Consider the following 13,780-nt stretch of genomic DNA (forward strand, 5'->3'; position numbering starts at 1 on the left):
TCCTGTTTTTATCAATGATTTAATTTTAAAGGCTTGGTTTAAGAATTGAAGAACGGTCTAAAATGATCGCTTACTTAGGAACAAGAACAACCTTTGGCTTAAAGTACTCGATTATCTGATTGTTCAAGTCGCAAGAAAATTGAATGGCTCTGTCTAAAAGCGCTTTATCGTATTTAGCCAACTGAGAAGTGAAGCTTTTAAAATCCTTACTTCCCCACAGTACTATGTTAGCCATGAGCGTTTTGTGTTCGCCAAACTGCTTATTGAATATCTCAGAGTAGAATTGCCACTTGTTATTTGGGTTGTTAATTGGATCCCACAATGGGGCGTTCACACCATCGCTATTTTCGTATGCTTCGCTGAAGTTATCGTTCATCGCCTGTTGCACAAAACCCTCATAGTGAGAAGGGGAGGAAGGAGTCAAAATGGCGTCGAGCGATTCAGGAACATTTGGGTTTGAGCCTAACCAAATTACATCAACTGATTCGGTTTTGAGCTTACTTAATACTTTGGCTGTCTCTATTTCTCCAAAGATAGAGCCTCTAAACAGTATCGAATAAGAGCCTGTACCTCGCTTGAGTGCTTCATTGTCTTGGTTTTCTACAAAGTCAGAAATACTATTGTTTATTATTTCAAATATATTCAACGTCACGTCTCTATGGTTTGCTTGCGTATTCTCTACTGAGCGTCTTTTTAGCTTCTTCGCAAGGTTTTTATGAAGTAAAGATGCGGTAATGCTTGTCTAGCTTCCAAGTGCATTGACTCGGTATAAGGTTAAACTTGTCACATACCAAGGTTTGAAACTCAATGCTCTCTACGACTTTTCTGTCTGCATATATTTTAAAGAATTTTGAGTTTCCAGAATAAATCACTCTACCTCTGCTGATTTCTTGATATTCAACAGCAATGAGCTCAGGAAAACACGGAAGGTAAATTCTATGCTCTTCCCACTCCACTTGGTGGCTAAAGTCACAGTCATAAAGAGAAAGGCTATCCGGTTTTGCTCTATTCAAAGGCATTACTTTTGCAATTATCGTCGACTTGTAGACCCAAAAAATACCAATATGAGGCAGCTTAGTTTTCATCTTGTATATCTCCAACATGTTGACGTCACCTAACTGTATTGGCGGAGATCTACAACCCTTTAATAATGTTTCCTCTCACAGTGACTATCGGTTTAATGACATTCTATATGATCATCTAGCGGCAGCTATTGGCGTACCACACTCAGCGCTACGACGGTACGCTTTCTACTCTAGTATCACACCGCCCGCTCTATTGGCAATGAGGTGGTTACCATGAAGCCCTGGGGCTCGGCCACACTCAGTTTTAATTGATGTTGGAGGGGGTAAATCACATTGAGTCGTTCATCAATGTTTTTTAAGCCAATGCCCAGTTCGTTTTGCTTATTTTGATCCAAGTGGGTAAAGGGGCCATTATCGGCAACTTGAAGAATTAAGTGTTCCTTTTCGCAATAGGCTTTAATGCGAATTTCGCCGCCTGTCTTCATTTTGGAAATGCCATGTTTGATTGCATTTTCCACCAAAGGTTGAAGGATCAAGCTGGGCACCAGTAACATTTTAGTATCAGGCTTCACCTCAAACACAATACTCAGACGATCTCCAAAGCGGGCTTTTTCAATATCCAGATATAAGGCTAACGCCCGTAACTCCTCCTCAAGGGTGATTTTCTTTTCCGGATCATTGTCCAATGAATAACGAAAAAACGTTGAAAGCTGGGTCAACATGGTGTTGGCGATGTCCTTTTTTCCCTGCAATACCAGGGAAGAAATGCCGTTTAACGTATTAAATAGAAAATGCGGATTAATTTGATAGCGCAACATTTTTATCTGTGCTTTTTGCGACATCGTTACGGCAAGGAAATGCTGTTCCTTTTCTTCCACCAGACGATAATGGTAGTTGATGCCAAAATATAAACTACTCCACACCATCACCATGAAAAACGCATAGCTGATAGTCATAAACAGATGGTGGAGCTGATGTTCCCCGTCAAAGTGGCCTGTGAGAGTTAGCCAAACAGAATAGTGATCTTCCCAGTCCCAGATGATCATGTTTTTTAGCGGCGTCCATATTAAAGCAATGGCAAAACTGCATAAGGTGGCGGTAATAAACAGTCTGGCTGGGCTAAGCGACCACAATCGATGGTAAAGGTAACGCAGGGGCAGGGTTAGCATAAAAGCGAATAAGCCACTGATTAACAGTGGCAGAATAACCAGTTTGTCATTTAATTTTTCACTACCGATAAAGGCCACATTATCGATGGTTAAAATAACGGCATATAGCAACCAACCTAAAGTGTGTAATAACCAGAATGAAGGTTTTTTTGGTTTGGTGTATTTTTCTGGTGGATTCGCATTTGACCATATTGTTAACAAGCTCATGGAAAGTAACTATCTCTGACTTAGATCCAGCCCTAAGGCTCGAAACAAATGACTTTTATAGGCAGAACCGATTTTAACCTCGTCCCCGTTATGCAAGTGCAGTAATGAGTAACGTCCCAATTCACTGCTCAAGCTTTTGATTTTTTGTAAATTAACCAATGAGGAACGGTGCACCCGTACAAATTTGCTTGGATTAAGCTGGCGCTCAAGTCGGGATAAGGTTTCCCGATGCAATAAGACTTTGTCCTGACAATGTAATTCCACATAGTTAGACGCGCCTTTTGCCCAAAGAATATCTTCTGCATTGACAAACTCCACCGAGCCAATGGATTTAATGGCCAACATCTCAGAGCGATGGGTTAGCTTGTCGGCTATTTGTTTTTCCGCTTTTGTCAGAGCATTAATTATACGTTTGTTTTCAAAAGGTTTGAGTAAATAATCCAGCGCATCTACTTCAAATGCCTGAATAGCAAAGTGGCTGTGTGCCGTGGTGAAAATCCATCGACAATCGATCTGTTGGGCCAGTTCATTAACCAGTTCGATTCCACTGCCCCCAATAATACTGATGTCCATAAAACAAACGTGGGGCTGATGATTAATTAATAGTTCTTTTGCTTCATTGTATTCTGATGCCTTAGCAATCACTTCCCACCCCGGTTGCTGTTCAATAAAACTCACAACGCGTTGCTGCGCTAAGGGTTCACCATCAACGACAATACATTGATACATTTCCACTCCAATACGAACCTTGAGCGCCGGAATATAGGGGAGGTGCTAGCGAATATCAGTAAAAAAGAGACTAAAAATCGTAATGTTAAGGTCAGTAACGAAAATATTTTGTAAAGGGGCGTGTACCTAGAAATAAAAAGATAAAAAAAAGCTGCATCGAGTTGATGCAGCTAAAATGTCTAGGGTGCAATACGTGTTCAAAAACGTGTATTGGTCGGGTTATTAAGCCGACTGGGCCATCATACAAACTAAATGGAGCGGGATTAGTTTGTTGTGACTAAACGCCTGTTTGGCGGGATAAAACCGGCACTGTCAGACAATGACGGTATTACCCCTAAAGCAAACGTTAATTTAGAAACGGATGCTGGCGCTTAAACGAACACTACGGGGTGTTTGGAAGCCCGTTGGTAATAAGAACTTACGATCTTCAACACCAACACTTTGTTCTGCCGTTTCATACACTTGCGTTACACTGTTCTGATCGAACAGGTTGAATATATCCGCACGGAAAGAAAGGTCAGCCACGTCCCATTCAGGGGTGTATTCTAGTGATAAATCTACTTTGCTTACCCAATCTGTGCGACCGAAGCTGCCTCTTGGTACAAAATTAGTGCCATCTAAATAGAAGGTATCACCGTATGCTGGCGTACCATCTGGGTGGCCCACACCATAACCGTTGATCGGACGTCCAGATTGGAGCAGGTAGTTAATACCTAACAACCATTGCTCATTAATGGCGTAAGAACCAAACAGTTTCACGGTATGACGACGATCATTTGGCAAGTTGCCGTATGCGCCATCCATTAGCTCAGGTAGGTCGAAATCTTGCGTCAAGCCAGCATCATCCTGACCGTTATCAGACTTCACATAACCTTCTGCATTACCCCAAGAGTGAGACCATACGTATGATCCTTGCAATGACCATACGCCATCCCAAGTTTTGGCAAAGTTATACTCAAGGGCCAGGTATTTACGGGTCGCTTCATCAAAGCCTAGCTCCTCCGCGGTAACATTTACCGGAACCAGGTTGCCATCTGCGTCACTGTAAGAAATGCTGATATCGGTTCCTGGGTTGGTTAGAACACAGCCAGTATGGTTGTTCACATACCCTTTGGCGACCATAACGTCATCGATATTACAAATATCATCCATGGCAGTTTTTAGGTCACGATAAACGGTACGAACTCCCATGGACCATTCATCACCCACCACGGTTTCATAACCAATGATGTATTCATCCTGATACATGGGTTTAATGGTTTGGTCAACGATTTGCAAAGGATCTTTGACCTGTCCGTTGGAGTTAATTAACTCGCCGCCAATTTCATTGGCTGGATCATAAACCGGTGTGCCATCAGCATTAACGGCATCCAAAGCGTAAAAACGTGAACGATCATCTTCGGAACCAGCTAAACGCACGTTGGTGTTGTTGGCCACTGGCAAATAGTAACGGCCAAAGTTTCCGTATAAGCGGGAATTTCCGTCACCGTTAACATCCCAGATAATGCCCAAGCGAGGTGCCCACTGGTCATCGACTTTGATGAAGGACTCACCATTCACATTTTTGTTGTTGAAGGTTTCATTTCGAAGACCGGCGGTGACTGTAATGTCATCCGTCGCATTCCAGGTATCTTCTATGTAGTAGGCGCTGGAGATGGTTTCAAAGTTACCAACGTTGGTCAGTTGGCGGATCTGGACAACTTGGTTAACCCCATCAGGCACAATACCGCCATTGTTTAACTCTGCACCCGGCAGTGCATCCGTATAGCGGTAATAAGCACCACCGGAATAGTTTTGTTGGCTGAAAGAGGTGTTTTCTTCGCGATCATATCCAAAGCGGATCAGGTGATCATCCAGTTGCCATTCGAAATCAATACGGGAGGCTTTACGTTTATCATCACCCTTTTCGGCTATGGAGTTGACCCAGCAGCCTGGATAAAGAGTTTCCGCATCAGAACGCACATCCACAATCAACGGGCAGTTAACATCGGCATCTGACTCTGTCGTTAGTGAGTATTTGTTAACGCCATAAAGTGCTGAAACAGTAAAGGTATCGGTCAAATAACCTTTATAGTTCACAATATAGTTATCGCCACCGCGGGATTCCTCGGTGATCCCTTTCAACTCGCCTGAGGCATCATAACTATAGGTTGGATTGGTGGTTTCGTCAGAAAAGGCCGTTAAGGCCAAGGAATGATCATCATTAATTTGCCAATCTACTTTTAACCCCCAGAATGGATCATCAGATTGGTATTCGGAGACATCTTGGGAACCGGATAACATTCCTCGGCTTTTGATATCACGCAAGGTGTATATACCGTAGAAGAACAGCTTATCTTTGATCAGCGCACCACTGGCATAAAGGTTGGTTTCCATGCTGTGCTTATAATCGTCGGCATTATTAATATAAATACTGCCGTCACGATAACGCACATCTGGCGCGGTATCCCGAAGACTGTTTGGTTCCCAGTAGGCGGATGCACCGGCGTGGAATTCGTTGGTACCGCGTTTAGTGACTGCGTTAACCACACCGCCGGTGGAACGACCAAACTCAGCAGAGTAGCCGCCAGTTTTCACTTCAAAACTGTCATAAAATTCAAAGGGAATGCCACTGCCACCTAAACCGTTACGGAAATTGGTCACATTCAAGCCGTTAATATAAAAAGCATTCTCGGCAACGGATGCGCCACCAAAAGAGGCAAATGTTTGTCCGGTATCGCCAAAACTGGTATCGCCAAGGGTGACGCCAGGCGCTAACATCGCAACGCTGGTAACATCACGGGGTACAGGGATTTTAGCTAGGCTTTCCGCTGAAATATTGAGTCCAGATTCAGCAGACCCCGTATCCAGATACACCTTACGTCCCGTAACGGCAATACGTTCTATATCATCTTTTAAATCAACAATGGTATCGCGGCTAATTGCAACGTTAACGGTACGCTCTAGCTTAACCACGTCGCCTTCAAAAATTCTGACGGTATAGGCACCTGCGCTAAGTTTAGGTAAACGGTAGTCACCATTTTCTCCAATACTAATGGACTTTTTGAATCCTGTGGCAGGGTTAACAATTTCGACGTGGTAATTTTGATACGTATTTGCGGTTGCAGTAGCAATGGTTCCTTGAATAGTACCGGAAGTATTGTCTGCCGCCGATGCCATACCAGAAGCAAATACCCCTGCTACAGCCACTGCGCACAAACTGGCTTTGAATATGTTATTTTTCATGGAATTCCCTAATATTCTTTTATGTAGTATTTATTTCCCGCTGCACAGGCAACTGGGGAATTTCCACGCTAGCAAAAAGTTCAAATAAGTAGGTGGGTGAGGGATGAAACTAACAGGTGACGTCGCGAACGTGACAAATTTATGGGTTAGCAAAACAATTAAAACAGCGTTAATTAGTCTGTGTGAGAAAGAGGTGAGGTTGATATTACAGAGCCTTGGTGACGTTCCACCTAACTCGGTGAAATAAAAAGCCCTCTAAACGAGGGCTTCAGATAGGTAAGTGCTGAATATATTAATATTCAAAACTCGCGCTTAGTTGCACATAACGTGGCGTTTGGAATGCCGTTGCCAAACCATAATCAGGATCTGCCACCCCGATTGATGATTCTGCCGTTTCATCGACACGTGTGGCTTTCGCTGAATTGAACACGTTAAATACATCAACCTTAAAGGTTGTAGCGATATCTTTAATATCCATATTGTATGTCATGTTCAAATCAAGACGAGAAATCCAGGGTGTGGTTCCCATTGAGCCCCGTGCATGGCGGATATATTCATAGATTAGCGCACCATCGTCATCGTATTCTCCGGTATTGATTGCCTCGTAAAAGGTGTCGCCATAACTAAGCTCTTCACCGTAAACGTCTGGGTGACTGGTGCCAAAGTAGTTAATGGGACGACCGGAGGCCAGAGAGTAATTGAAACCCACCAGTAATTGATCGCTAATGGCATAAGCGCCAAAAACCTTAAGGTTATGGCGGCGGTCATTAGGTAGGTTACCGTATGCGCCATCCATTAACTCAGGGAAGTCAAAATCTTGGGTCAAACCGGCATCATCCTGACCATTGTCTGATTTAACTAACCCTTCGGTATTACCATAGCTATGTGACCAAGTATAGGTGGCTTGTAACGACCAATCGCCATCCCATTGACGACCAATGGTGAAATCCCAAGCTAGGTATTTACGTATCGCTTCTGGGTACTCAAGCTCTTCTTTAGTAAAGGTCGCCCAGTCATCCACCTCACCATCACAGTCTGTGTCGGTATAGACTGTCATGCTCTTTCCAGGATTACCTAATACATATTGATTGGCTTCGTAAGAGGCATCACAACCAAATTTGTCGATGATTGCGTGGTCGATGATCATGTCATCAATGGCGCCATTAAGGGAGCGATAAGTAAATTTTACGCCGTATGAAATTTCTTCATCGAGCAAAATTCCCATGGATTGATACCCTAGGATAAACTCATCTTGGTACATAGGATCAATGGTTGCGTCCACCACCGAGCGCGTGTCTGCCACACTGCCATCGCTTAATACAACTTGGCTACCAATTTCATCACCGAGTATTGGATCATAATAAGTGCCATCACCATATTCGTAAGACGTCCAACCCTCTAACTCATAATAGTTGTACGTCGAATATTCATTACCCGCGAGACGAACGTTGGTGTTGTTTGCTACAGGTAAATAGTAACGGCCGACATTGGCAAAAAGCTTAGACTCACCGTCACCATTAATATCCCAAGAGATACCTAAACGTGGCGCAATCATATCGTCGATTTTGATAAAGGTATCGCCAGCCGCATTTCGGTTATCGAACTGTTCATTACGTAAACCAATGGTGGCGGTGATGGTGTCAGTGATAGACCATTGATCTTCGATATAAAACGCATTTGCGATGGTTTTAAAGTTACCGCCAGAGTTGTAGTATCGGGAACGGATATAGTCCGTGTTTTCGGTTAGCAATACGCCATTAATGGTACTTCCTGCTTCGGCTGAATAAACGAGCCAGTACGAGCCATCTCCAGAGTAATGGGTGTTATTTTCTGACGTATTTTCTTCGCGGTCTAAACCAAAACGAAGTAAATGTTTGTCATTGACATACCATTCCGCATCTAGACGATATGCGTCACGCTCATCATGACCATCTTCAACATAGTAATCACTGGTAGTAGCACAGCCTACCGAGTAGCCGTTGTAGTCTACGTCATAAATCTCATAGTAGTAGTAACGATAATCGAGAATCAGTTCGCAATCATCGGATACGTTAGAACCGGATGTGATGTCATACTCGTTTTGGCCATATAATGCAGTAACGGTAAAATCGTCAGTTAAGTAACCAGTATACTTTATTGACCAGTTCTTTCCGCCTGACTTATCATAAGCCGTCGAGGCATAAGTGCGTTCATCATCTTCCACTGCATAAGTATCCGTATACTCTGTTTGCTCATCAGAGAACGCTAAAAATTCTAGACGATGGTCTTCACTGATATTCCAATCAAGCTTAACTCCCCAAAAATCATTGTCACTACTTACATCGTAATCATAGTTAGATGTACTTCTTGATTGATAATCATCAGTTTCTGATGTAGGGGAATAAATGGCATAGAAAAATAGCTTATCTTCAATAATGGGGCCTGACGCGTAGATATTACCGTTAAATTCACTGGTATTATCGCCGCTATTGTAAGTTTTAAAATAATCACCGTTATTACTCGCCACATTAGGTGAATGTGCGCGAAGTGATGCTGGTGACCAATAAACGTTTGCCCCCATTTTAAATTCGTTCGTACCCGATTTGGTCACAGCATTAATTACCCCACCGGTAGAACGGCCGAATTCAGCTGAATAGCCTCCTGTTTTAATTTGGAACTGATCATAAAAATCATATGGAACAGAAGAGAAGCCTAAACCATTACGAAAGTTGGTTACATTTAAGCCGTTTATATACATCTGGTTTTCTGCAACGGATGAACCACCAAATGATGTCCCACCGAAACGATCGTCACCTTGGGTTGTACCTGGCGCTAACAATGTAACCGAATCAATGTTTCGCGCAACGGGCAAACGTGCTAATTCACTCGCATTAATATTTAATGCGGATTCCGATGACGTAACATCAAATGCAGAAACTCGAACACCGGTAACTTCAATATGTTCATATCCGGATTGTTGAAGTACCACATTCAGCTTAGTTTCTTGTCCTAGTTGAACAGATACTGTTGCAAGCTCGGCATCTTCATAGCCAGACTTACTTGCATGAATGCTATATTCACCAATTGGTAAACTGCTAATTCGAAGGTTACCTTCTTCATCTGCCGTTATTTCTTTTGTGTAGCCTGTTTCTTTGTTTTTCAGCACGATTGTGGCTCCAACAAGTGGGGCACTTGTTGTATCAACTACCGTTAAACGAATTCCGCCGTCGTTATTACCTGCAAATACAGGCGCTGAAATGCCAAGAGCACAAGCAACCGAAATAGCTAGTAATTTTTTATTTAGTATGTGCATACATATTCCCTGAAATTATTATTTTTAGTTATCGTAAGTCTATAAACAGAATTACGAGTTTTTATTCTCGTATAAGAGGTTTCTTTTCTGCAATAACGTAAAATGCTATTTACATAAATTTACACATTCATTGGGAACTAAATAGAAATGGATATTTTTCGAGCAGTGTGACGAATCTGATAAATCCCTAACTGTAAATGTTATTATTAATTTATTTTTTTACAATTAACTTACATGACCATAATTGAAAGTCGTTTAGTTCTATGCTTACTATGATTAATTGGTTTAGCAGATATAAGTAGTTTATTTAAAGGGATTTGATGAAACGATATCTTGCACTCTTTTTACTTTTACTTTCTTTTAAAGCACCAAGCGCGGTTAGCATTTGGACTGATTTTACGCTGGACAACGGCCATATTTTTATTCCTGTTACCATTGATGGCATTGAATCTAGGGCGATGTTAGACTCTGGCGCTCAATTGAACAGTATTAATAAGGCTTTTATCGGCAAGCACGAGCTGTCTTTAGATCAGGGACAATTCGTTAATATTAAGGGTGTGCACAAGGTCGAGAAACGGCGTACTTATCGCAATGTGACGGTGGATATTTTCGGTACCGAATTTGAACTGGATTCGCTGGTAGAAAGTAGTCTAGGGCATCACACTAATGGTATGTTGTTAGGTGCGGGCTTTTTCTACAACTTCATTGTACAACTCGATTATCCCCATAAAAAGATGCGCTTAATAACGCGCGATGTTGTGGATATGGGAGACGCGGCAAACGTGAAATCGGTGTCGCAAAAGGGAACGGGAATGCCCATCGCGCAAATCGATATTGACGGCGTGACACTGTGGTTGCTCGTAGATACAGGTAACGCAGGCACAATTTTAATCGATCGCAGCGCAGCATCAAAAATCGGGTTACTGGATAAGGTGGAAGGCACGTCAACTTCCTTCGGCGCTAACGGTTTTGGTATTAATGAATTTGCGACTTCGTCAGTGGTCAGATTTGGTCCTTACGAAATTGACAATGTAAAAATTAGTTTTCCAGCAGAAGGGCAAAAAACAAATTTGGAAAGCCGCTACGAAAGCCTTTCCCGCATGAAGGGGAAACGTGTGGTGGGGCTAATTGGTTATGATTTGCTCAAAGATTTCATCGTTACCCTCGATTATAAATACGGCAAGCTTCATATCATATTGCCTGAATCTTAATTTAGTTAGGCCATCTGCTGCGAGCCATGATCGCCACTATCATAGCTGTATAGCAATTCGAAATTCATCAAAAAGCATCTTAAGTGTACCTTAAGATTCATTTGTTAACCTCAAGCCATTCCAAATATGACCTGTTTCACACCGACGTGAGATTAAGAGGGGCGCGTGAGAATTTCAGTTGTTATACCAGCAAAAAATGAAGAGGAAAATCTGAAGCCTCTGATTGAAGAAATATACCAATCCCTAGATGCTTTACCACATTTCGAAATTGTTTTTGTTGATGACGGAAGTACTGACAACACGTATCAAAACCTGCTTTTTCTAAAAAAACATGGCTTCGATAAATTAAGAGCACTCAAACATAAACGCTCTGTGGGGCAAAGTACTGCCATATGGACAGGGGTGAATCATGCTCAAGGGGAATTGATTGTTACCCTTGATGCCGATGGGCAAAATGATCCTGCTGATATACCTCTCTTACTGGAAGAAGCTGCCCAATTTCCCCTTGGCAGCCATTTCTGTATTGCCGGGTATCGCAAAAATAGGAAGGATACCGCCTGGAAACGATTTCAGTCTCAAATCGCGAATGGAGTACGACGAAAGGTGCTTGGTGATGATACGCCGGACACGGGATGTGGGTTGAAAGTATTTCCAAAACAAACATACCTTTGCTTGCCCTATTTTGAACATATGCATCGTTTTTTGCCTGCTCTTATTCGTCGCCAAGGGGGGCGCATTAGCATTGTGGAAGTGAACCACAGGGACCGGAAATTCGGGCGATCCAAATACAATATGCTTGGGCGACTTGGCGTGGGCCTTATCGATATGGCCGGCGTGTATTGGCTTCAAAAGCGAAATAAGCTCAATGATGTCATTCTCGAACATGAAGTGAGCCATTAAGTGGTATACAAGATCCTCCGCTTTTCCTTATTGGTGCTGGCAATTTTACTGATTAGTCGAATCGCTTCCCAATACTTTTCATTTGCTGCAATTAGCCAATGGGGAATCGATGAATATACCCGAGCTAATGGTATTCGGGGTATTCTGCAATATCTATTGGCATCCGTGATCCTGCTCTCTTTGGGGCTGCCTCGTCAACTGGTCGCATTTATGGGGGGATATGCATTTGGCGTCGCCGAAGGGATCTTATATTCTACACTAGCGGCCATTTTTAGTTGTGCCATCGTCATGACCGTCTCCCGGTATCTTGCACGCCCCGTTGCGATGCATTTTTTCAAATCGCGCGTCAGCCAGTTAGATAGTTTTTTACTACAGTCCCCCCTACTTAAATCCATCATTATTCGTTTACTCCCGGTTGGGAATAACCTACTGACCAACGTTTTGGCCGGTCTTTCTAACATTTCCTATCGTGGGTTTCTTTTGGGATCGGCAATCGGCTATATACCGCAGATGGCGGTTTTTGCCTTAATGGGAAAAGGGATTCTCGTCGATTCTGAACTCAAACTTATCATAAGCATTGGGCTGTTTTCCCTTTCCAGTGCACTTAGTGCTTATCTCTACAAGCAGTATCGACATCAACAAGGAGAGCAAGCTACTCCTATTTACACTGAGCAAAAAAACTAATATGCGCCGCAATTTTATGAATCTAGAAAATGACTCAGTCATTCAAAAATCCAATTATGGGTTGTGGTTGTTTGCCATTGCAACGGCACTAATCTTCCTCGGACTTGGATTTCGCGATCCTTGGCCTGCCGATGAACCACGTTTTGCCGAAATTGCCAAGGAAATGGTGGACACTGGGCAATGGTTTTTTCCTACAAGGGCGGGTGAATATTACCCAGACAAGCCGCCGGTATTCATGTGGTCTATTGCCTTATTTTATGAGGTGTTTGGTTCAATTAAGATTGCTTTTCTACTTCCCTCGGCCCTTTGTAGTTTGCTGACGCTTGGCTTGGTCTACGATATTTCAAACCGCCTTTGGGGCAAGAAGGAAGCATTGATTTCTGTTTCGCTGCTGCTACTGAGCTTTCAATTTTTGTTACAGGCAAAGTCCGCGCAAATTGATGCCATGGTGTGTTGTTGGATTACCGTGGGGTGTTACGGGCTACTCCGCTTTCTGCTAATTGATAGACAGTGGTGCTGGTATTACCTAGCATTTTTCTTTATGGGCATCGGCGTGATTACAAAGGGGGTGGGGTTCTTGCCCCTCTTTATGTTGGTTCCTTATTTTTTTATTAAACCTCGGAAACGAATAGGAGAACCTCGGCCCTCATTGGGAAGATGGGTTGCAGGACCCTTTATTATGTTACTGGCTATCTCATTATGGTTTGTTCCTATGCTGATGTTGGTGCATAACAGCCAGGATCCTGCATTGATTGCTTACAGAGATAATATTCTTTTTAAGCAAACTGTGACGCGATACGCTGATTCGTGGCATCATATCAAGCCTTTTTGGTATTACCTCGTCGAAGTGATCCCGGTATTTTGGTTACCTATCAGTCTCGCACTACCGTGGCTCGTCCCCCATTGGTATAGGGCGGTAAAACGTGGCGATGCGCGTATTGTGTTGCCTCTAGGGTGGATTGTACTAGTGCTTCTTTTCTTTAGCCTTAGTCCGGGAAAACGTGGCGTTTACATTCTTCCTGCCTTGCCGATGTTAGCATTGATTTCAGCCCCTTATTTCAGCGCAATTATCAACAAAAAAGCATTTAACTGGTTATTGTGGGGGGGGGTCTTTACCCTGTCACTTGGTTTTCTTGGCGTTGGTTTATCTGGTTTGTTTGCCCTCCCGTTTACCATAACGTTAGAACAAAAGTTCGGTGTTTCACCTTGGTTGTTTTTCACAATCATGGGGCTTTTGATAGGTGGCGTTGCCGTGATCACGGCAAGGAGAAAACCGTGGCGATGTTGGCCGTTTTTCATCACCATTTTTTGGGCGTTATATGCTACCTGGGGATACAG

10 protein-coding genes are annotated in these 13,780 nt (G+C 43.0%); 4 read left to right on the forward strand and 6 right to left on the reverse strand.

Annotation, left to right across the window (positions count from 1 at the left end):
* Nucleotides 1–70 precede the first annotated feature (70 nt).
* The 6 genes from V5298_RS16625 to V5298_RS16650 form a co-directional block, all read right to left on the reverse strand.
* Nucleotides 71–646, reverse strand: coding sequence for a hypothetical protein (locus V5298_RS16625; RefSeq protein WP_332932555.1), 576 nt, complete (start codon nt 644–646; stop codon nt 71–73).
* A 67-nt stretch (nt 647–713) separates the two neighbouring features.
* The gene (locus V5298_RS16630; protein ID WP_332932556.1) at nt 714–1,085 is read right to left on the reverse strand and encodes a hypothetical protein; all 372 of its coding nucleotides are present in this window, start codon (nt 1,083–1,085) and stop codon (nt 714–716) included.
* 176 nt (nt 1,086–1,261) lie between these two features.
* Nucleotides 1,262–2,401 (reverse strand): sensor histidine kinase, encoded by a 1,140-nt coding sequence (locus tag V5298_RS16635; RefSeq protein ID WP_332932557.1) that lies wholly within the window; start codon nt 2,399–2,401, stop codon nt 1,262–1,264.
* A gap of 9 nt (nt 2,402–2,410) precedes the next feature.
* Nucleotides 2,411–3,130: a LytTR family DNA-binding domain-containing protein gene (locus V5298_RS16640; protein ID WP_332932558.1), complete on the reverse strand. Its 720-nt coding sequence runs from the start codon at nt 3,128–3,130 to the stop codon at nt 2,411–2,413.
* A gap of 351 nt (nt 3,131–3,481) precedes the next feature.
* Complete coding sequence (locus tag V5298_RS16645; protein WP_332932559.1) at nt 3,482–6,355, reverse strand: TonB-dependent receptor; 2,874 nt, start codon at nt 6,353–6,355, stop codon at nt 3,482–3,484.
* A 292-nt stretch (nt 6,356–6,647) separates the two neighbouring features.
* Nucleotides 6,648–9,647 carry a TonB-dependent receptor gene (locus V5298_RS16650; RefSeq protein ID WP_332932560.1) on the reverse strand — a complete coding sequence of 1,000 codons (3,000 nt, stop codon included), beginning with the start codon at nt 9,645–9,647 and terminating at the stop codon, nt 6,648–6,650.
* 320 nt (nt 9,648–9,967) lie between these two features.
* On the opposite strand from V5298_RS16650, the gene V5298_RS16655 reads away from it, so the two are divergent.
* From V5298_RS16655 to V5298_RS16670, 4 genes are all read left to right on the forward strand, one after another.
* A complete protein-coding gene (locus V5298_RS16655) occupies nt 9,968–10,858 on the forward strand; it encodes an aspartyl protease family protein (protein ID WP_332932561.1) in 891 nt (296 codons plus the stop codon).
* A gap of 165 nt (nt 10,859–11,023) precedes the next feature.
* On the forward strand, nt 11,024–11,758 hold the full coding sequence (locus V5298_RS16660; protein WP_332932562.1) for a glycosyltransferase family 2 protein: 735 nt from the start codon (nt 11,024–11,026) through the stop codon (nt 11,756–11,758).
* Nucleotides 11,759–12,442 (forward strand): TVP38/TMEM64 family protein, encoded by a 684-nt coding sequence (locus V5298_RS16665; RefSeq protein ID WP_332932563.1) that lies wholly within the window; start codon nt 11,759–11,761, stop codon nt 12,440–12,442. It abuts the gene before it with no gap.
* A 16-nt stretch (nt 12,443–12,458) separates the two neighbouring features.
* Nucleotides 12,459–13,780, forward strand: a 1,322-nt coding sequence (locus V5298_RS16670) for a glycosyltransferase family 39 protein (RefSeq protein WP_332932564.1), incomplete at its 3' end; no start/stop codon positions are given.

The sequence above is a fragment of the Alteromonas sp. 14N.309.X.WAT.G.H12 genome, assembly GCF_036697315.1.
Taxonomy (GTDB): domain Bacteria; phylum Pseudomonadota; class Gammaproteobacteria; order Enterobacterales; family Alteromonadaceae; genus Alteromonas.